The 20,536-nt window shown below is 41.1% G+C and carries 20 protein-coding genes; 8 read left to right on the top strand and 12 right to left on the bottom strand.

The window, feature by feature from the left end; translation table 11 throughout:
- The 5 genes from ACL8WY_RS03155 to ACL8WY_RS03135 form a co-directional block, all read right to left on the bottom strand.
- Nucleotides 1–702 carry an SDR family NAD(P)-dependent oxidoreductase gene (locus ACL8WY_RS03155; protein WP_436516935.1) on the bottom strand — a complete coding sequence of 234 codons (702 nt, stop codon included), beginning with the start codon at nucleotides 700–702 and terminating at the stop codon, nucleotides 1–3.
- 54 nt (nucleotides 703–756) lie between these two features.
- Nucleotides 757–1,149, bottom strand: a complete 393-nt coding sequence (locus tag ACL8WY_RS03150) for a hypothetical protein (protein WP_436516934.1) — start codon at nucleotides 1,147–1,149, stop codon at nucleotides 757–759.
- A gap of 98 nt (nucleotides 1,150–1,247) precedes the next feature.
- On the bottom strand, nucleotides 1,248–1,436 hold the full coding sequence (locus ACL8WY_RS03145; RefSeq protein WP_436516933.1) for a hypothetical protein: 189 nt from the start codon (nucleotides 1,434–1,436) through the stop codon (nucleotides 1,248–1,250).
- A gap of 65 nt (nucleotides 1,437–1,501) precedes the next feature.
- Nucleotides 1,502–2,542, bottom strand: coding sequence for a zinc-dependent alcohol dehydrogenase family protein (locus tag ACL8WY_RS03140; protein ID WP_436516932.1), 1,041 nt, complete (start codon nucleotides 2,540–2,542; stop codon nucleotides 1,502–1,504).
- A 12-nt stretch (nucleotides 2,543–2,554) separates the two neighbouring features.
- Entirely contained in the window at nucleotides 2,555–2,932 is a 378-nt protein-coding gene (locus tag ACL8WY_RS03135) for a nuclear transport factor 2 family protein (RefSeq protein WP_436516931.1), read from the bottom strand.
- Nucleotides 2,933–3,116: 184 nt separating this feature from the next.
- Here ACL8WY_RS03135 and ACL8WY_RS03130 point away from each other — a divergent pair, with 184 nt between their 5' ends.
- From ACL8WY_RS03130 to ACL8WY_RS03115, 4 genes are all read left to right on the top strand, one after another.
- Nucleotides 3,117–4,535, top strand: coding sequence for a fasciclin domain-containing protein (locus tag ACL8WY_RS03130; protein WP_436516929.1), 1,419 nt, complete (start codon nucleotides 3,117–3,119; stop codon nucleotides 4,533–4,535).
- An 83-nt stretch (nucleotides 4,536–4,618) separates the two neighbouring features.
- Nucleotides 4,619–5,644 carry a sensor histidine kinase gene (locus tag ACL8WY_RS03125; RefSeq protein WP_436516927.1) on the top strand — a complete coding sequence of 342 codons (1,026 nt, stop codon included), beginning with the start codon at nucleotides 4,619–4,621 and terminating at the stop codon, nucleotides 5,642–5,644.
- Nucleotides 5,625–6,395 (top strand): LytR/AlgR family response regulator transcription factor, encoded by a 771-nt coding sequence (locus ACL8WY_RS03120; RefSeq protein WP_436516925.1) that lies wholly within the window; start codon nucleotides 5,625–5,627, stop codon nucleotides 6,393–6,395. The genes ACL8WY_RS03125 and ACL8WY_RS03120 overlap by 20 nt, the downstream gene beginning before the upstream one ends.
- A 14-nt stretch (nucleotides 6,396–6,409) precedes the next feature.
- Complete coding sequence (locus ACL8WY_RS03115; RefSeq protein ID WP_436516924.1) at nucleotides 6,410–6,778, top strand: hypothetical protein; 369 nt, start codon at nucleotides 6,410–6,412, stop codon at nucleotides 6,776–6,778.
- A 15-nt stretch (nucleotides 6,779–6,793) separates the two neighbouring features.
- Here the strand turns inward: ACL8WY_RS03115 and ACL8WY_RS03110 are convergent, their stop codons facing one another.
- Together ACL8WY_RS03110 and ACL8WY_RS03105 are read right to left on the bottom strand one after the other, a co-directional pair.
- Nucleotides 6,794–7,375, bottom strand: coding sequence for a YdeI/OmpD-associated family protein (locus tag ACL8WY_RS03110; RefSeq protein WP_436516922.1), 582 nt, complete (start codon nucleotides 7,373–7,375; stop codon nucleotides 6,794–6,796).
- 4 nt (nucleotides 7,376–7,379) lie between these two features.
- Complete coding sequence (locus ACL8WY_RS03105) at nucleotides 7,380–7,955, bottom strand: DinB family protein (protein ID WP_436516921.1); 576 nt, start codon at nucleotides 7,953–7,955, stop codon at nucleotides 7,380–7,382.
- A 166-nt stretch (nucleotides 7,956–8,121) separates the two neighbouring features.
- Between ACL8WY_RS03105 and ACL8WY_RS03100 the strand changes: the two genes are divergently transcribed.
- Nucleotides 8,122–8,928, top strand: coding sequence for a DNA/RNA non-specific endonuclease (locus ACL8WY_RS03100; protein ID WP_436516919.1), 807 nt, complete (start codon nucleotides 8,122–8,124; stop codon nucleotides 8,926–8,928).
- Nucleotides 8,929–8,937: 9 nt separating this feature from the next.
- On the opposite strand, the gene ACL8WY_RS03095 is transcribed toward ACL8WY_RS03100, so the two are convergent.
- Together ACL8WY_RS03095 and ACL8WY_RS03090 are read right to left on the bottom strand one after the other, a co-directional pair.
- On the bottom strand, nucleotides 8,938–9,579 hold the full coding sequence (locus ACL8WY_RS03095; protein WP_436516917.1) for a CPBP family intramembrane glutamic endopeptidase: 642 nt from the start codon (nucleotides 9,577–9,579) through the stop codon (nucleotides 8,938–8,940).
- A gap of 62 nt (nucleotides 9,580–9,641) precedes the next feature.
- The gene (locus ACL8WY_RS03090; RefSeq protein WP_436516915.1) at nucleotides 9,642–10,469 is read right to left on the bottom strand and encodes a hypothetical protein; all 828 of its coding nucleotides are present in this window, start codon (nucleotides 10,467–10,469) and stop codon (nucleotides 9,642–9,644) included.
- Nucleotides 10,470–10,604: 135 nt separating this feature from the next.
- On the opposite strand from ACL8WY_RS03090, the gene ACL8WY_RS03085 reads away from it, so the two are divergent.
- On the top strand, nucleotides 10,605–11,657 hold the full coding sequence (locus ACL8WY_RS03085; RefSeq protein ID WP_436516913.1) for a sensor histidine kinase: 1,053 nt from the start codon (nucleotides 10,605–10,607) through the stop codon (nucleotides 11,655–11,657).
- A complete protein-coding gene (locus ACL8WY_RS03080) occupies nucleotides 11,654–12,415 on the top strand; it encodes a LytR/AlgR family response regulator transcription factor (RefSeq protein ID WP_436516911.1) in 762 nt (253 codons plus the stop codon). The genes ACL8WY_RS03085 and ACL8WY_RS03080 overlap by 4 nt, the downstream gene beginning before the upstream one ends.
- A 5-nt stretch (nucleotides 12,416–12,420) precedes the next feature.
- On the opposite strand, the gene ACL8WY_RS03075 is transcribed toward ACL8WY_RS03080, so the two are convergent.
- From ACL8WY_RS03075 to ACL8WY_RS03065, 3 genes are all read right to left on the bottom strand, one after another.
- Nucleotides 12,421–13,923 carry a cryptochrome/photolyase family protein gene (locus ACL8WY_RS03075; protein WP_436516910.1) on the bottom strand — a complete coding sequence of 501 codons (1,503 nt, stop codon included), beginning with the start codon at nucleotides 13,921–13,923 and terminating at the stop codon, nucleotides 12,421–12,423.
- Between the two features lie 88 nt (nucleotides 13,924–14,011).
- Nucleotides 14,012–15,484: a pyridoxal phosphate-dependent decarboxylase family protein gene (locus ACL8WY_RS03070; RefSeq protein ID WP_436516909.1), complete on the bottom strand. Its 1,473-nt coding sequence runs from the start codon at nucleotides 15,482–15,484 to the stop codon at nucleotides 14,012–14,014.
- A 309-nt stretch (nucleotides 15,485–15,793) separates the two neighbouring features.
- A complete protein-coding gene (locus tag ACL8WY_RS03065) occupies nucleotides 15,794–16,543 on the bottom strand; it encodes a hypothetical protein (RefSeq protein WP_436516908.1) in 750 nt (249 codons plus the stop codon).
- 129 nt (nucleotides 16,544–16,672) lie between these two features.
- On the opposite strand from ACL8WY_RS03065, the gene ACL8WY_RS03060 reads away from it, so the two are divergent.
- Nucleotides 16,673–20,188, top strand: a complete 3,516-nt coding sequence (locus ACL8WY_RS03060) for an ABC transporter permease (RefSeq protein ID WP_436516906.1) — start codon at nucleotides 16,673–16,675, stop codon at nucleotides 20,186–20,188.
- Nucleotides 20,189–20,536 lie beyond the last annotated feature (348 nt).

Genomic DNA, 20,536 nt, shown 5'->3' with positions numbered 1-20,536 from the left:
TTAGAGTGGCCGAATGGCGGACATGCCTCCGTCAAGGCCGATAATTTGGCCTGTCATCCAGCTAGATTCTTCTGTCAAAAGAAAGGTAGCCAATTTTGCCACCTCTTCCGGTGTTCCAACACGATTCAAAGCATGTCGCTTACCTGAATTCTCTTTTTTCTCGTCTGATGAAAGGATTCGACTTGCTAGCGGTGTATCTGTTACTGAAGGCGCTATGCAGTTGACACGGACTTTTGGGGCAAGTTCAGCAGCTAACGAACGTGTGATTCCCTCCAAAGCTCCTTTGCTTGCAGCAACCGAGGAGTGAAATGGCATGCCTTGCTGGACTGCCACTGTGCTGAAGAAAACAATAGAAGCGTTTCCGTTCTTTTTAAGCTGCTTTACTATGGGTTGTAATGTTTTTACAGCTCCCAGCACATTGATAGAAAAATCTTCTTGAAAGTCCTCTGGTTTTAAACCATGAAAAGGTTTAAGGTTGATAGTGCCGGGACAATATGCGAACCCATCGATGGAATCTAAATCTATTTCAGGGAATAAATCCGAGGTGACGTCATATTCGATATGTGTAACATTGGATAGTGATCCAATCTCACCTGTGCTTCGCGACAATACAGTTACGTTGTTTCCAGCTTCTGAGAGTTGCTTGGTTATTTCAAACCCAATACCCGAGCTTCCCCCAACTATGATATAGTTTTTGTTCATGCAACCTTAACCGCGAAGGCTGATGAAAGTTTTGAGCAATTTGGAATTGCCTAGCTAATTGTTGTTGATATACCTAAGCTCTAGAGAGACCAGAAGAGCAATAATGACTATCTCAAGGAAGAAATAGCAAAACCCCAGAAAAGTAAGTAATTGATAGTGCCAGATCACCAATCCCAAAGTAGCGAGACAGTAAAAGCTATTTACAATAGCGATGAATTTGAGAAACGGATGCAAATTTGTTGGAGCTAATAAATAGCAGGAGAGCGAGTAAATAGCAAAAATCAATGCTAGCGCTGCTAATGGGTAGAGAACCTCAACTGGCATTCCGACTAGGGATTGAAACCTGATCAGTATGAACCCAAGAAAAAAAGCAGAAACTAATGCACCCATTCCATCGATAAGGAAAAGGTGCTTTTGGCTGAGTTTTGAAGTTCTAGTGTAAAACACGATGAATTGAAATGATGAAGGTTGGTTTGAATTTCAACGGTGATGGAATTGATTTCAAGCAATTGCGCTTTCAAAGACCATAAGGTTTGTAGAATCCATTAATCTTCGCCTTTATTACGTTGTTTTTGGCTATTGATGTATGCAACTCCAAAAAGTGAAATACCAATAATGAGTCCAAAGAAATATTCGCTGAACGGACGTCCTATATATGCACTGTAAACACTAAATAGGAGGCTAATGGCTCCAATGACCATTACAATTCTGTTTGTTTTTTGATCTTTTCCCATGTTTATTAATTTCATCCTTTACTAAGATAGCCAACGATAGGCATCTTTTTTTAGTGAAGACTTCTTCAAAATGAAGTGATTACCTGAACACCTCGATTCTGGAATTTATCCATATTGGGTAGTGCGGTTGCCGCTTCTTCTAACGATATAGTCTGATCAATGAGTTTTTCCGGCTGTAGTGCGCCGCTTTTGATCATTTCCAACATCTCAGGATACTTGTGAGCCTGCATTCCGTGGCTGCCAACTATTTCCAGTTCATCTGCCAATACCTGATCCATGGGCACTTTTGGATGCTGATGATCTGCAGTCATTAAGCCTACCTGAACATGTCTTCCTCGCTTTCTGAGACCTGAGATTGAGTTGAAGCATGTCGTCTGACTACCCAAGGCATCAATGGAAACATGAGCTCCACCATGGGTGAATGATTTTATGGATTCTGGTATGTTATCAATCAGGGAGGCGTTTAGTGTATGCGTGGCACCAATTGATTTGGAGAATTTCAACGCTTCTTCGTTAATGTCAATAGCGATTACTTGAGCTCCTAGTGCATTTGCGATCATGATTGCGGAAAGCCCAACGCCACCACAACCATGAATAGCTACGAACTGCCCACCGGATACTTTGCCTTGTTCCACAACAGCCCTGAATGATGTAATAAATCGACAGCCAAGAATGGCTGCAGTCTGATCAGTGATTTCTTCTGGGATTCGCACCAGATTGATGTCCGCGTGATCCAATGACACAAACTCTGCAAATGATCCCCAATGTGTAAAGCCTGGTTGCCTTTGATTATCGCAAACCTGCTGATTTCCTGAGTGGCACTGTGGACAGGTTCCACATCCATTGACGAATGGAACGGTCACCCGATCACCAATCTTGAAGTTAGATACTTCTTTACCCGCCGCTTCGATGATGCCTGCAAGTTCATGACCCGGCACATGAGGTAAGTTAATATCCGAATCGTGTCCCATCCATCCGTGCCAATCGCTACGACATAATCCTGTAGCTGCAACGCTAACAACTACTCCATGTGGGGGAGGAGTAGGATCAGCGACTTGCTGAACGGTTAAAGGTCCCTGGAATTTTTCGTAAACGAGTGCCTTCATTTAATGACTGGTTCAGTACATCGTGTTGGGGTTCTTTGAAGTAGAAGGAATCTGCTGAATGGAGTCCCAATGCTCGCAGATCTTACCGTTTTTATCGAACCGAAAAAAGTCCATTGTCACATATTGATCATTTCCCGGCCAGGTTTGGTGGGTATGTAATGCCACCAGGTCATTTTCAGCTATGCAGCGAACGAATTCGATGGATTTGTCTGGGTATTCCTCTTGCATGCGTTCGAAGTAATCAATGAATCCCTCTAAACCATTTTCCACATCCGGATTGTGTTGAATGTATTCCTTGCCCAGATAAAGTTCAACAGCTTTTCGTGGATTACCTTCATACGCCATTTTATAGAAGGCAATCGCATTTTCTTTGTTATGTGACAAGTTCATAAGTTTTAGATTTTGGCTAAAACTACATACTCTCAAAGTTTTTCTGAATTGTGACACTCATTATCATACCTCCATTCGCCTTCTTTTATCTACGATTCAGGCAGAGATTTACTACGGTTCGGTAAAAGCGCCATATCAAAATCGATCTCATTCTGTTTAACATCAGAATCAAAAAATAAACAAAATGAGAAAATTATTTGCTTTACTATTTGTGCCGGCTTTAATGCTGGCTTCATGTGGTGACGATGATAGCGCCGGTCTAATTGAGGAGAATCCTTCTCTCGTTGATGCGGCTGAAGATGCTGGATTAACCATCCTTTTAGATGCTATTACGGCAGTAGACGGACTTTCAGGATCATTGACTGCTGCCACTGAGATTACAGTTTTCGCACCAAATAACGCAGCATTTGCCGCTGCACTTAATGCTTATGGGGTCACAACACTTGATCAGTTAGTAGCTGAATTAGGAGGTGCGGATAACCTTGAGAGTGTGCTTGGATTTCATGTGGTGGGTGCCACAGCTTTTGCAGCGGATCTTGCAGAAGGAGATCAACCATTAACGACGCTTTCAGGACAATCAATTTTAGTGAACAAAACAGGTTCTGATGTGACTGTTACAGATGCACTTGGTAATACGCGAAATGTTGTGGCTGCAGATGTGGCTATTGAGAATGGAGTGGTTCATGTAATCGATGGTGTTTTGCTTCCCGAGATCGTGTTTCCTTCTGTAGTAGATGCGGCATCCGCTGCGGGTTTGACTACACTATTGGATGCAGTTACCGCAGCTGACCTTGGCACAACGTTAACTTCTGCTGAAGCAATTACCGTATTTGCACCAACCAATGATGCATTTGGTGGACTTTTAGAAAGATATGATGCTACAGACCTAAATGATCTGGTAAGTAAAATTGGAATCGAGGCAGTTACAGAAGTTCTACAGTTTCACGTAGTACCTGCTGTAGCATTTTCGCATGACCTGAATGAAGGAGAGCAAACATTCTCAACCCTTCAAGGTCAGGATCTGACAGTGACTGTAGACGATAATGGGGTAACGGTCACTGATTACTTAGGCTTTACTTATACCGTGAACTCTGCTGACGTAGCAATAGCAAACGGGGTAGTACACGTGATAGACGGTGTGGTACTTCCGGATTTGAGTGATGATCCAAATGTGGTAGAAGCGGCGACAACTGCTGGTCTAACGACGCTGATAGATGCAGTCGTAGCAGCTGAGCTAGGTGATGCATTGATTCAAGCGACAGATATAACTGTTTTTGCACCGACTAACGATGCATTTGTTGATCTACTTGAAGCTCAAGAAGTTGAAGATTTGGAAGGCTTAATTACTAAGCTTGGTGCAGCAAACGTGGTGAAAGTATTGCAGTTTCACGTAGTACCTGCGGTAGCATTTTCAGGTGACCTTGCTGAAGGTGATCAGATGTTTGAGACACTAGCTGGTGAAATGATTACTGTGAATAAAACAGGAATGGCTGTAACAGTAACTGATGCTGGCGGAAACACTTACAATGTGTCGACTCCAGATGTCACTATCGAAAACGGCGTGGTACATGTAATTGACGGAGTTGTACTTCCAACATTATAGGAATTAGGTAGTTACATTGATAATTTGATTAGTTGATGATTGGGATGTCCGTACTTGTACGGCTCCCATTCTCTTTATAAGCCATGTTCAAGCACAAGTATAAATACTGGTCGGTCGTTGGATTGATTATCTATTCGTTCCTCAACATTTTAGTGTTGAATGGCGATAGATTGTACAACGCACAGTTGCCGACAGAATATTTGTTTTTGATCATTACTTTTTTATGCTCGGTGCTATGGCTGGCAAACTATCTGATAGAACGATTTGTAATCAATCGTCTAAAAGGAGTTAATCCGCTTATTTCACAATTTGTGTTCAGCATCTTTGCTGTTATTTTGATTGCGATAATATCTGTTTTGCTTACCTCAATATTTCTGGGACAACCATTCAATTTCATTCAAAAGAATATCTTATTAACCACAGGATTTCTGTTTCGGGTGAACCTCTTTTTGAATACCATTAACGCTGTTTACTTCTTCAATTCACGCTTTAAGGAAAAGGAGTTGGAAGCTGAAAAGCTGAAATCATCTACTATCGCAGCAAGGTATGAGGCACTAAACAATCAGGTTAACCCTCATTTCTTATTTAATACATTAAATACACTTTCAACATTGATCCATTCTGATGTTGAAAAGGCCGACCACTTTCTTCAGAAGCTCTCGGAAATTTATCGCTACATGTTACGCACACGATCGGAAGAGTTGGTTTTACTCAAAGATGAATTGGCCTTTCTTCTTGACTACATCGAACTATTGGAAATACGTTTTGGTAAGAGCTTAAGGGTAAATCTTGAAGTTGCTGAATTTCATAAAGAACAATTGGTTCCACCAACGGTATTGCAACTACTGCTTGAAAATGTAGTAAAACACAACTATTTCACTACAAAGTCTCCAGTCCAGGTTTCCATTAAGTCCAACGGAAATGGCGTTATCATAGCGAATACTTTACAGAAAAGAGAATCAAAAGAGTCATCCTTTGGCATTGGCCTGCAAAACATATCCGAGCGATATGGGTTTTTTGATAGACATATAGCTATTGAAGAGGATGATAAATTGTTTAAAGTATGTATTCCGATAATTCCTACAAATTATGAGATTACTCATTCTTGAAGATGAACCTCTAGCTATCGAAGGGCTTCTCAATATTGTTCACAAACATTTCGACTCGATCGAAAGCATTGATCAGGCACAAAGTATATCTGACGGGGAAAATATAATAGCTCAAGGGAGAAAATATGATCTGATCATCAGCGATATTCGACTTGCTGATGGATTGAGTTTTGATCTATTTAGAAAAGTGGATCTGGATATTCCAATCATTTTTACCACAGCTTATGATGATTTTGCGCTTGACGCATTTGAATGTAACGGAGTAGCCTATTTGCTAAAACCAATTCAAGAAAACAAATTGGTTCAATCCATACAGAAAGTGTATAAGTGGATTGCTGAAGAAAAGAAAGAGGGTTTTGTGAATCAGGAAGTTATTCGTTCGTTGGAAAAAGCCTTTAAGAAGTATACATACAAAAAGCGATTTCTCAGCAAGGTCGGCAGTCGCGTGGTGATCAAAACAGTTGATGAAATATCGCTCTTCTACACGGAAAACAAGATTGTCTATATGAAAGATCAGGCCAATAAGCGCTATATGATCAATCACAGTTTGGATGAATTGGAAAGTGAACATCTCAATCCGTTCCAATTTTATCGCATCAATCGATCCGCAATTGTCAACCTCGACAGCTTGGTGGAAATGAGAAATCATGAGAATGGCCGACTGAAGCTATCGATTGTTGCAAACAATGACGATCAGCTGATTGTCGCTCGAGACCGTGTGTCTGATTTTCGCGAATGGATCAATCAATAGCCCACCACTACCTTATGAATAGAGTTTTCGTATCCGTACTAATACTTGGCTTCATTCCCTTTTTTACCCAAAGTCAGCAACCATCAGTTGGGGATTTGGATTCATTGAAACGAGAGATTATTAACCTTCAGGTAGATGTTCAGAACGTGAAATTGACCTTATCTGAAACCAAGCGCACTTTGCGCAAAGGTATATTCGTCGCTACGCTTGGTTATACTGTCACGATCATTGGTGGACAATTACTAGGTGTTCGCCCTGAGCTAGGAGAGGCATTGCTCTATACTGGTGGCGCTATTGGGATAGGAGGAACCATCATTCTGGTGAATGGATTCAATAAACTGGATCAATTTAACCGGAATGCATTGCCTCCGCCGGAGAGATGATGCTAAGCCTTGTTATTACCGCTCATTCCAACCTTTTCCTTCAAAGATTTTAGATATAGAATTATCTATTCTACCGATGCGAGTTTTAGCTTGCTTAGCTGCAGAAAAGTGGAGGAGATAACCTCTTTGTCTTCCCGGTGTTAATTTCTCAAAAGCGGATTTAAAATCAGGATTCTCATCAAACTTGTCTACTAACTCTGAAGGAACTTGAAATTCCTTCGTCTTTTTCATTTCCACCTTTAATCCAGCCTTTTCTACTTCAATTGCCTCATAGATGTAGGCTTTGAGTTTTGTTTTCAAATCTGTAATCTCGTGAACATTAGTAAACCTTGCTTGCCGGGCAGATTGAACGTTTTTAGTTTGTTGGATAAGGATATCTTCCGAATCATTTAGTAAGGCTCCTTTATGAAAGAGAAAGGCACAATAGTCCTTAAAGCCATGTATCAGGACTATATTGGTTCCTTTGTAGGTATAGCAAGGACATCCCCATTTCAACTCTTCGATTAGCTCACAATCCAATGCAATTTGACGCATTAGTGCATATTCTTTCTGCCATTGTGTATCCTTTTCAAAAAACCAGTTGACTTTAGGATTCACGAGCTCAATCTTCTTCTATTCGCTTTTTGATCAGTACTATTTGTCCCATATGATTGGCTTGATGCTCCATCACATGGTACCATGCCCAGTAATAATTATACTCAGCGCCTCCAGGAGCACTGTCACGTAGTTGTGTCAGCCACTCATCATCTTTTGTTTTCAAAACCTCTTTGGTCTTGGCGCGTACTTTGTCCCACTTGTCTAGGTAGTAGGAAATAGGCTTCCCTTTTAACTCTTCACGTGCCTTGCCTCCTAGGTTTAAAGCAGTTAACCATTCAGCGTCTTTCTCTTCATCCAGTTTTTCATCATAAAATGTAGCTTTTTGATAGTAAAACTCAGTAGCTGCCAAATGAAGGATTAATGCACCGATCCGGTTTGCTTCATCGTCCAATAGAAAGTCGGTTCCAGCTTGATCTAACCCTTTGGCATGGTTAGTGACTCTGGCTTTCAGGTCGTCAAGCATACTTATGAGTGCTCCCATCTGTGGAGTATAGCCTTCCACATTTTTAATAGCGTATTGAGCGGAAAGCGTGCTGGTAATGATTACCATCAAGATAGAGGTGAAAAGTTTTCGTTTCATAACGATAGGATTTTAGTGTTAAGGTATCGTTTTTGAGAATTAATCACAATTGCAATAGTCTCAGGTTACACCCATTGGATATTGGAAATCTCTTAATTTTTGAGACAGCATTCCGTTTTATGGAAATAATTTGTAAATTTCTAGTCCACCAAAATCCACCAAAACCATGAAACTAGTTTTTGCTGTTTTTTCTATTGCTATTGCGTCATTTAGCTATGGACAGAAGCACCTTGCTCCATTGTTCACCTACGGAGGTTTACCTGAAGTCGATGATGTCCAAATTCTTTATAACAAAGGTTTCATCGTTGGCTATTCAAATGAAAAGAAGAGTCCGCTTTGGACATGTTATCGACTTGGTAATGTCAAGAAGACCTATGAAAGGGTAGATACAACACTCGTAAAATGGGAACGTCCGAGATCGTTTCAGTTAGATAATCGAACTACTGCAAGGGTATCTCATGATGATTATACACGCTCTGGATATGATCGAGGACATATGGCTCCAGATGCTGCAATTCAAGCCCAATATGGGCAATCTGCCCTTTTGGAAACCTACCTCATGTCCAATATTGCACCACAGCATCGGGACTTGAATCGAGGTATTTGGCAAAGGCTGGAAAGCTATGCTCGAAAGACACTATCGCAAGACGACACTTACAGAAAAGAGATCAATGATGTTTTTGTAATTACCGGCCCCATCTATCAGGATGATCTGGGGATGATTGGAGATGGAGTGGTAGTTCCTTCGCATTGCTATAAAATTTTCGCGTACAGCAGAGGGTACGGAGCCACTATTAAGGCTGTTGCTTTTGTATTTCCCCAACATCCGGACACGGATGATTTTTTTGATTACGTCACCACTGTTGATGATATAGAAGAATTAACAGGTATCGACTTTCATCCGTCCTTAAGTACTATTAAACAGCGTAACCTTGAAAGTAAGAAGCGGAATTTTGACCTGACTGATAGGTAATTGCTACGATCATATTGTGAACATATCAAAATAAATCAAGCTAAAGCAAATGGTATTTATCATGCCATGAGTGAGAATGGTAAGCAGGACACGTCGACCACTTAGAAAATAGATTGTACCAAGTATTGCACCAATGATTCCTGTTGTTAGCTGACCGGATATCCCTTGATAGCTGTGCAAATAGCCAAATAAGGTAGAGGTGAGAATAATTGCAATCACAGTACCTAAGCCTCCAGAGATGTAATGAGTAATACGTTCCAGAAAGAATCCGCGAAAAATTAATTCTTCACATATTCCCCCAATTACCCATCCGATCAGAAGGTAGCGCATAAGCAATTGGGGGTTACCGACCAGCGGACTGTAGATAGTCAAGTCAATGGTCTCATGTGTCAGGTATTCTATCGTAGGTCGAATGATATACATAACCAGCGCTACAATTACTACAGCAAGAAAGATGGATTGAACGAAGGAAGCCAGCCAGCTTGCAGGCTTACTGAATCCGATGGAGGAAAACTGCTCTTTATTTACCGTAGCATAGATAATTACCACAATAGCAGCGGCAATCATGTTTACGAACGGCATTGAAATAAAGGTGATGCAACCAAGAATTGCGGCAACGAATATTAGATCTTTTATGCGAGGATTTTTCATGTTGAAAGGTTTCTTAATTAGAAAACCTATCCTGCAATAATACAGGATAGGCCGGATTAGCGTTACTGTCGGTTGTCGATTGCAGGATCTACCACCGCATTTGATGGCGCGACCATTCGTGACTCGTCAAACTCTACATCCAACTTCAAATCATAAATCGCATGATCACCGTACTGGGCAGTCATCTCACTGTCGTGCGTAGTGAAAAGCACAGCAAACTTGAGACCGTTTATATCAGCTATATAGTTGTTCTTGCGAAGTACAGGCCCAAACGTATCCTGATCTTTCGGTGCGCCTACCGCGTCCAAGATCGGACCGTAGGTCAAACTGTATTCGTATCCAACAAGTAAGTAGCTTTCAGAATCTATATAGAGGACATAGCTGTCTCTGTCTGTCTTGCCAACAGTAGGTGCTTTGCTGTAGCTCATATTGATTTTATATACTTTGTTGTCAAAGCCTTTGTGTTCAATCAACTCTGGTTCACCCAGGATTACATGGTCATCTTGAGTCAGCCATGGAAGGTTGAGGTAGTAGAAAAACACAGATTGCTGATGTCCTGGTGGATTTGGCACTCGCCAGTCTACTGACCATACCTTTTCACCATCATAAGAAAGCTTGGAGCCAAAAAGTGGCCAATCTTGGTACAATCTTCGGGAATCCATTTCCACGACCTGATCATGAATCCAAAAGCGTAATATACCCAGGGCTTGGCTGTGCATGACATTCGAAAAGGACATGGTTTTGATGGATTTCCATTTTTCATAGCCTCCATGTGCCTCGACCATTTTTTGGACGATGGATTCTGTTTCCTTGGAAGCATATTTTGGCCCTTTAGCAAGCGATACGCTTACTATCAACAGGCCTGCAAATGTTAAGAGAATGTGTTTCATAGTTTTTTTGGTTTGATTCGGATGATACGATCAAGTATGTCGAGATGGATGATAATTTGCAGCGAGTAACAGAATTTGCAGCGATTGACAATGGAAACACCAACTGAATGATCGTAACACGTATATTAGTAACCGATGAACCTACTGCCTACCCGTAGACCGCTAGCATTGCCAGTTATCAACCAATTACTGGGTGTTATTATTATATCACTCATTGCCTGGGGGCAATCAAGGTTTGTTTTGGATGGAGTGCATTTGCTATTTATTACCACAAACTATACGTGCTGGCTCCTGTTGCTACCATGGATCAATGGCTGGGTCAAGTCTGAAAAGTCCTGGAAAATGAGTAGCCTGATGAGCACCGCTTTCCAACTGATCTTCATCATTGTTGCCCAATGGTTACTTTCAAACACATTCTTCCATTTGCTCCGCTTTGCGTTTTTGCCTTATCCATTGCTTCCTGAATGGAATGAAGTCTCAGGTTATCTATTCCCTTCACTAGTGGGTAGGGCCATCGATCTGGCCCTTTTTGCGGGTTTGCTGGCTTGGATTCATCAAAACAGTCTTTTGAATGAACGAAAGATGGAGGTTGTGGAAAAGGAATCTGAACTGCAGCGTAGCAAGCTTCAATCGTTAAAAAATCAGCTCAACCCGCACTTCCTTTTTAATACGATGCACAACATTGCGGCCCTTATTGGTCAGGACGATGAAACAGCGCACAAGCTCACCGTTAAGGTCAGCCACTTGCTTCGAAAAATCATGACCATCAATGAACTTGAAGAGCATTCACTTTCGGAAGAATGGGAATTTGTCCAAGACTACCTGACAATAGAATCGGAGCGATTTCAAGATCGGCTCGTACTGAATATTGAGATTGATGAACGGATCAAGCAGCGCGTGGTGCCTACCATGATCTTGCAGCCATTAGTAGAAAATGCATTCAAGCATGGCATTTCACATGCTGTCAATTCTACTACCTTGGACATCAAGGTTCAATCAACGGAGGAGGTTGATTCAATTACGGTTGTCAACGAACGATTCCCGCATGCATCAGTCAATGCTTCGAATGGGATAGGATTGAGAAACCTGCAAGAACGATTACTTACCTATTATCAGGGTAAGGGATCTTTAGAAGTTGATTCTACTGATAAGCAGTATAAAGTCATTATCAAAATACCAAAGGCATGAAGTACAGTGTACTCATAGCGGATGACGAGGCTAACGCACGCAACTACCTTTCCAGACTTGTAGCTAGTAATAAACGATTGCATTTGCTTGGGACGAAAGCCAATGGATTGGAGGTTGTCCAATTTTGTAAAACATTAGTGCCGGATGTTTTGCTTTTGGACATTGAAATGCCGGGCTTGAACGGTATTGAAACTGCTCGCAAAGTGATGAGTTTGAACCCAAATTGCTTGATTGTATTTACGACTGCTTACAACGAATATGCGATTAGTGCTTTTAAGTTAGAGGCTATTGGCTACCTCCTGAAGCCATTTACGACCGAAGACTTTGGACGTGTAATGGATCGGTCTATTGAATTTCTGGAAATCAGGGAGAAAGCCAATTTCAATGATCAAATTGAGCGGCTGTGGGAAAAGATGCGAATACCGGAACGTGTGTATCTGGAGTCGTTGGAGATAAAAGATAGAGGTTTGGTTCAATCTGTGAGGGTAGAAGATATACTTTATATCAAGTCCAGTTCAGAGTATGTAGAATTGGTGACTCTTACCGGTTCTCATCTATATCGCATTTCATTAGATTTGCTTTCTCAGCAGTTGCCACCATTCTTTCATCGCATTCACCGATCATACTTGATCAATAATCAGCACGTGGCAAAATGCCAGTATCAAAACAATGGTACCTATGACTTTCTCTTTCCAAACGATGAGGTGCTGACCAGCAGCCGATCTTATCAGGAGGCCATTCAGGCGTTTAGGAGTTGATTGACTTATTCTGTGGAAACCTTCTCAATAAATTGATCAGCCGCTTTAAATAACTTTTCTTTCTTTTCTGGACTCATCTTTCGTAGTGTAGCTACCATCATAGACATTCGTTGGTTTTTTGCAAACGTTTCTACGTTTTCATTGATGAAGCGCCAGTAAAGTCCATTCACAATGTCTTCCCAATCTCCTTTACCAAAATGACTCATCTTGCGGATGTAGTTTGCTCCACCGATGTACGGTTTGGTTGCGAAGATGCCTCCATCCGCAAATTGACTCATGCCATACACATTAGGTGCCATGACCCAATCTGAGGAGTCGACGTACATCTCCATAAACCATTTGTATACCTCTTCAGGATCAATCTCACATAGCAGCATGATGTTTCCCAATACCATCAGACGCTCAATGTGATGAGTGTAGCCAAACTTCATCGCTTTGTTTATGGAAGCATCAAGTGGAAGAATGCCGGTAGTTCCCTCATACCAACAATCTTTCATTTTTCGTTTGTGGTTGAAATGGTTAGCGTTTAATTGCTCATCATATTCATGGTAAATGCCACGCATAAACTCCCGCCAACCAATGATCTGTCGTACAAAACCTTCCACACTTGGATAGTGTGTATCGTGCGCTTCATAATATTCCAGGGCTTTGTCCACCACCTCATCCGGAGTAATCAATCCCATATTGATATAAGGAGAAAGCACGGAGTGGAATAAAAACACCTCCTTATGATCGATCGCATCTTCGTATGGACCAAAGTTTTCGAAGCGTTCTTTTAGAAAGTCATTGAGTAGATGCAATACTTGTCTTCGTGTGGTCGCCCAATGAAAATTTGCAGAGTCTCCAGGATGATCAGCAAATAGTTCGTCCACCAGTTTGATCACATCTTCAGTATGCTCAGTAGGATGGGAGGTTGGTGTATCCGGTACTTTAATGTCTTTGGGTAATTTCTTTCGGTTTTCCTCATCGAAAGACCAGCTTCCATGAAGTGGCGATTTATTGTCGCTCTCCAGCAATATTCCCAATTCCTTGCGCTGTTGCTGATAGAAAGTATGCATGAAAGGTCGCTTCGAACCTTCATTGTATGCCTTGAACTTGGCTTTGGTGGTGATAAAGCCTGGAGAGTCGACGACCGTAAGTTTGAGTTTTTGTTCCTTACAAAAGTCTCGAATTCGCTGTTCGAAGAAATGATCTTCAATGTCATAAGTAATAAGCTCAGTGATAGAATCGTGTTTACTTAAGGTTTCCTTAAGCTTTTCTTCATAGCTCAAATTCCTATTGGATGATGAAAGGTGATGATAGGCGAGTGGGTATTTCCCCTCAACATCATCCGCGTGTGATCGCATAGCGGAAAGAAACAGAATCAGTTTGTGTTTGTGATACTTAAAGTGTGTGCAGAGGCCGGCATCTTCGGCCATGAAAAACATAGTTGAATCATCGGGATTTAGTCGCTCATGATCTGAAAAAAGGCAGTTGCCGAGAATTACGGCCAGTTTTTTATATGGCATTCTATAATAACCATTTTCAGCCCAGATTGTGTGAGAGATTTAGAACTCGTATAGCTTTTACCTCATATGGTTCATCTTCTGAGTGATTTTAACACAGTTTTTCATGGATTCTCCTTCCAGTTTGGACAATAATATCCAAAGTTTCTTCTATATCCTTTTTGCTTGTTCGGTAGTTGACAATACAAGCTCTAAGATTATAGTTCTGATTGATCATCGCATTAGAAAGAAATACCATACCACCAGCTTGCAAGTCATTGAGAATTTCTTCGTTTAGCTTGTTGAGATATTCTCTTTGATGATATTTTTCAATCGTACTAATCGGGATATATCTTAAGGTTGTTATGCTGAGGTTTTGAGTTACTGCTTCTAATTCAATGTGGACATTAGCTTGTTCAAACATATACTCAGCTAATGCAATATCTTCATTGATCATTTCCTGATAACCTTTTTTACCAACTTGCTTTAATGCCAACCACACTTTCAGTGCCCTAAAACCTCTTGAGTTTTGGAGGCCATATTCATAAAAGTTGTGAGCTGATTCATTATTGAAATTGTAATATTCAGGATGTGCACTATAAGTGTCAATTAAATGTTTAGGATCCTTTACCAGCGTACAGCCAGCTTCCAAAGGACTATACAACCACTTGTGTGGATCTAAGGCAATGGAATCAGCTTCTTCAATACCATCAAACAATTCTTTAAAACGGGGGACTACAGCTGCGGGTGCACCATATGCACCATCTATATGAAACCATAAGTTGTGCATTTTACTAATGGCAGATATTTGTTTTAGGTTATCAACCACACCAGTACTCACATCTCCTGCAGTTCCAATTACCATTGAAGGTTTATAACCATTTTCGATATCTAACTTAATGGTCTCTTCCAATTTCTGAATATCCATCTGATTATCATCATTTGTGGGTATCAATTTGATGGCTTTGGTGCCAAGTCCAAATAATACAGCTGCTTTATCAATCCAAGTGTGAGTTGCCGTGGAGCAATAAACAGTCATTCTTTCCTTTTCGTTAGAAAATCCATTTTCCTTAAAATTGGCAGAAGACTTGGCAGTACGAGCTGCCAGGAAAGCAGTAAAGTTTGCCATATTACCGCCACTGACTAAAATTCCTCCGTAAGTAGGTGAGATTCCTATCATTTCGGAAAGCCACTTTATGGTCTGTTTTTCTATTTCTGTAGCAATAGGACTTAAAATATTTGCACCAACGTTTGGGTTTACAGCCGCTGCAAGTAGGTCAGCAAGCATTCCTATTGGCGCAGCTGATGAAGTGATGTATCCCATAAATTTTGGATGTCCGTTGTGCAAGGAATGATCCATAAGAATGTCACTTGTGTTGGAAAGCAGTTGATCTACTGGAGTGCCATATTCAGGTAAGGAAGTGGTTCCAATTAGTTTTGTTAGCTCTTGACCTGATTTGTTTGTTGTGACAGGTCTATCTCCAATACCATCAATAAAATCTGCGATGCTATCTACTAATTGGGCTCCGATCTTTTGAAATTCGACTTTGCTTATCTCAATGGGGGTTTTTCTTTGGTGTTCCATTTTTAGTTTCAATTGTGAAGCGAAATTGCTAGAATTTATTAAGGTTACACTTGTTCAGCAGGTATACACGTGGTGTATAAAGCAATCTAGTTAAACGGTTCCATGCCCACGACCGATTGCAAGCCTATTAAGTTTGATGTCTTTTCGCTTTTTCAATGCGCGCAAGAATCAGCCTTTTCTGACCGGCATCACTTGATATATTATGGATGAAGGATGGTCTTATTCAGAAGATATTTTCTATAACAATGCCATCGCTTTCATGGGACTTTGTAAAGAAGAAATCACCATAATAAGTCTTCATCCAGATAATTACTGTCCAAGTGCTTCCTCCAAAGTAATCAGCTTAATGTCATCTCGTTTTTGCAGTTCTCGCAAGAACCAGCCTTTATGACCTGCTCCGTAAGTAATGAGGACCCGCTTACCTTGATTAGCGTGTTCGTCCAGCGCTCTGCTAATATTGGCAAAGTGGGCCTTGTTTATGTTGTCCCATCCACCTAAACCCAACTCATCGTTGAAGAGGTCATTGTAAACAGTTAGCGCAATCTCACCTGCATCATCGTAAGCGGAAGAGTTGATCCAGAAAGGATCATACTGTCTTCCAGAAGATGTTTTTATGGAATCAGCGATGTATTTAGCCAGCCCATATTTCTGCCATTCATATTCACGTGCAGGATCGTCCCGGATAGCCCTCATTTTAGCTAGTCGTTCATTGGCCATTTCCTCGGTCCAGGCTGCAGTGGGAATAAGTTTGAAATCCATTTCCTTCGTCAAAGGAATGATTACATCGATATACTCTGGAAAGCGTGCTACTCGAGATTCATTTACCACTCCAGTTTCAGCGAAAGATGTCATGGCTTTTTCAAACCGATCAGGTGGAATCTCAGCAAGGATTATATCCGGGTCTATTTTCCGAACAAAACCTCGAAGCACATCTGTCGAGAATTCAGGTTCTGTTAGATGCTTTCCATGGATTAAACCCAGGACAAGTACCTCATTGCGTTTATCCGTATTGCATGAAAGGATACAGCCGAGAAAAAGAAAGAGGATAATTTTTTTCATTGATAAGCTCTTTACTTTCAAAAATAGTTTGTATTCGCTAAGCAAGCTGCTTATTGTTTCGTGAATTATGATTCAAAGAAATGCACATTCTTGGGCCATCAAATCCAACTTATTTGCCATTTTTGATTCATGGATCAGTGGCTTACATTTCCATGGCTAGAGACTTTTACCATGAGTGTGCTCATTTTAGGAGGACTCACTGGTTTTTTGTTGATCGGAAATAAGTATCCATCCGGTCGATGGCTCGGACTCTTGACGCTAGCATACTTATGTGCATTCGGATCGAAGCAATTTGAAAACCCTTCGATCACGTTGATTTTTATCGTTCCTGCTGCGGTTTCTTTCTTTCTTTACTGCAACGCATTCTTCTTTCAAAAGAAAAGGATTAAGGTCGTACACTTGATGCCAGTGCTTGTCATGGTTGGTGTTTTGTTTGCAGCTATAGATGTGTCTCTTTTGAAAGCTTCCGCTGGATTGCTTGTTATTGCATACGTTGGAAATGTATTGAAGCTAATGTTGGATGAAAGCCGATCCAGGGGATTTTCATATTTCCTTAATCCGGGTGGACGCATAGCCTGGTTTAGAAATTTCGCAGCATTTAATCTAGTCTTTCTCGCAATATTCTTTCTTGAATTAGGGACTCTGATCTACTCCATTCTCTTTTTGGTTTACCTCGCACAAATCCTCTATCAAATCTTCAATGAATCAAGTTTTTTCACCGCAATTCCCATTGGCAATAAGTATAAAAAGTCAACGCTGAATCCAGCCATCAAGTCGGCAATACTTGAAAAACTGGAAGCGATAATGGATAAGAATAAGTTTTACCAGAGAGACGATGCTTCTCTCAGCTCGCTTGCTGAAGAGCTGGGAGCAACTACTCATCATCTTTCTCAGGTACTCAATGAATCCTTAAAGATTAGCTTTCAGGATCTGCTGGCTCGCTACCGAGTACGTGCAGCTTGCAGAATGCTGAGACAGCAAGAGTATGAGCAAGTGAAAATTGAGAACATCGCCACAATCGTGGGCTATAACTCAAAATCTGCCTTCAATACGGCGTTTAAGAAGCGTATAGGTCTAACTCCGTCTGATTATAGGAGTGCAAAGAACGTTCTGACTTATGGGGAAGAACGTCTAACCGAACGGAAAGCACCACAAGGTGGGAGAGGTGCCTTTGATTTGAATCATGTTTTTAACCTCAAAATGAAACGTGACATGATTCTCAACTTTTTAAAAATATTTGTCAGAAATCTGAAACGGAATAGCTTCTTTTCTCTGATCAACATATTCGGACTCACTGTCGGATTTGTATGTAGCATTTTTATTTATCTCTTCATAGCAAATGAATTGTCCTATGACAAGGATATTCCAGATGCTGATCGAGTTTACCGAATTACCTGGTTAGGTGAAAACCCACAGACCCGAACGCCACATCCAATGGCTCAAGCCATTGTCGAGGATTGGCCTGAAATTGAGTCGGCCGTATCAATCTCGCCCTGGTATGGGCCTGGACTAAGTAAAGAGTCCGTGAGGGTTAAGAATCCTAAAACCAATGTGCTATTTGAGGAACCAGACTTCTTCTTTACAGATTCTACCTTTTTTGATGTTTTTGACATTGAAATATTGGAAGGTGATGTGGAAGCGTTGACCAAACCTTTTTCCCTGATCATCACTGATGAGATGGCACGGAAGTATTTTGGTGATTCCAGTGCGGTCGGTCGTGAGCTTGAACTCAATGATATGCCGATTATGGTAACTACGGTTGTAAAAGGGATGCCTAAAAATTCACATTTCCATTTCAATGCAATCATTCCATACATCACACTAAAGCAGATCAATCCCAATGATAGTTGGATGACCTGGGCGGACTTTGGTCACTTCAATTACATCAAAACCAAACCCGGAGTAGATCATCTTGAACTACAGTCTAAAATACCTGAATGGGTAGCACCTTATCTGGGCTGGAGTCAGGAAAGACTGGATGGATTGATGGAAGGAACGATCGGTTATTTTGGCATTCAGCCCATTACAGATATCCATCTAACCTCACATTTGCGGTGGGAGTTGGAAAATAACGGCAACATTTTGTATGTCTACATTTTGACTGCTACTCTTATCTTTTTGCTGGCTATTGCAGGAATCAATTACGTGAATCTGACGACTGCCAAATCATTAGAGCGTGCTAAGGAAATTGGGGTAAGAAAGACCTTGGGAGCAGTCTCTACAAACCTTACTATGCAGTTTTACCTCGAGTCGATCATTTTCTGCTTAATGGCACTGATTTTTTCATTGGGGATTTCTTACCTTCTGCTTGATGGCTTTAATTTCTTGTCCGGTAAAAACTTCTCCGTTGATTCAATTTTTAATCCAACGTTTCTTTTACAGTCATTTGGATTAGCTGTAGGTCTGGGATTGTTGGCCGGATTTTATCCAGCTATTGCGCTTTCTTCCTTTAAGCCTACAGAAGTATTGAAAGGAAAACTCACTACTTCCAGCAAGGGAGTCCGAATGCGCAGTGCCCTCGTTGTACTTCAGTTCACCGTTTCAGCCATTTTAATCACAGGTAGCCTGATCATTTTTCGCCAGATTGATTACATGAAGAATAAGGAGCTGGGTTTTGATAAAGAAGCCGTTGTTTCCTTCAATATCCCCATTAGCGTTGAATTGGGAGATATAGACCTACCTACAGTATATGCAGTTCGCCAGCAAATAGAAGCCTTGTCTGGAGTGAGTGGCACGTGCATGATTTCCAACCTTCCGGGCGATCAGTTTAACCAACATCCAGCCTATGCCAAGAACTTTCCTGAAAATAGGATCGACTTTTCTGAGGTAATAGTGGATTTTGGAATAGAAGAGGTGCTCGGACTTGAAATAGTGGATGGACGTATGTTTAATTCTTCATATGCTACTGATACCGCAACCATTAGTTTCGTCATTAATGAAGTAGCAGCAAAACAGCTGAATCTTGAGCGTGCCGTCGGGGAACAGCTTGTTTGGGTAGATAATGACACTACTTACGAAGGCCAAATTATTGGTGTGGTAAAAGATTTTCACTACAGGTCATTGCATTCTGAAATTCAGCCGCTGCTCATGGTGGTAGATCCTTATGGAGCCGGGCATGTGGTGGTGAAGTTGGATGGAAAAGAGTTTGGTCGTGTAATGGGTGAAATGGAGAAGATCTACAGCCAGTTAAACTCAGAATTGCCATTTGAATATTACTTCCTTGATAAGCAATTGGGGGAGCTGTATCAGAGTGAGATAAAGACGTTAAACATATTTTCTGTTTTTACAGGCATTGCAGTAGCGCTGGCCTGCCTTGGGCTGCTCGGTATGGCCATCGCAACACTAAATCACAGAATTAAGGAAGTTGGCATGCGAAAAATACTAGGAGCAAGTTCTACTCAAATCATGCGTATGATATTGGGTCAGTTTGTGAAACTTGTAGCTGTGGCACTTATAATCGGACTTCCATTGTCCTATCTGTTTATGCAAAGTTGGGTCAGCGAGTTTTCGTACCAAGCACCATTTGGAATCATGCCTTTTATTTCGGCAAGTCTAGCGTTGCTTGCAGTAGCCCTATTGAGTGTAAGTTCGGCGGTAGCTAAGATTACGTTTTCGAACCCATCGGATTCTTTACGCTACGAATAAATCAAAGTCAGTATAATCATTGGAAAAGATACGCCGATACGATCTGGACTGGCTCAGAGTCATTGTGTTAGGTTTGCTCATATTTTAAGGTGGGATTAGTATGCTTTGACGGACTGCTATTTATTTGGCTTTCCTTTGAAGATTCCATAGTAGTACATTTCAGTGTGAAGCACTGATAAAAGTGACCAACTTGTGGGCTTGGATCTTGACTTTTTTCGGTCTGGCATCTATGTATTTAAACAAAAAAAGTAAAGCTCTAGCTTATGCAAAGCAGGCCGTTTACCCGTTCTACATTCTTCACCAGACTATCAAGATTATTATTGAATTCTATATCTGCGATTTGGGATG

Origin of the sequence: Ekhidna algicida, assembly GCF_051379705.1 — a bacterium.
In the GTDB taxonomy this organism is placed as follows: domain Bacteria; phylum Bacteroidota; class Bacteroidia; order Cytophagales; family Cyclobacteriaceae; genus Ekhidna.
Note: the sequence above shows the minus strand (reverse complement) of the source record. Positions and strands in the feature narration are given on the sequence as shown.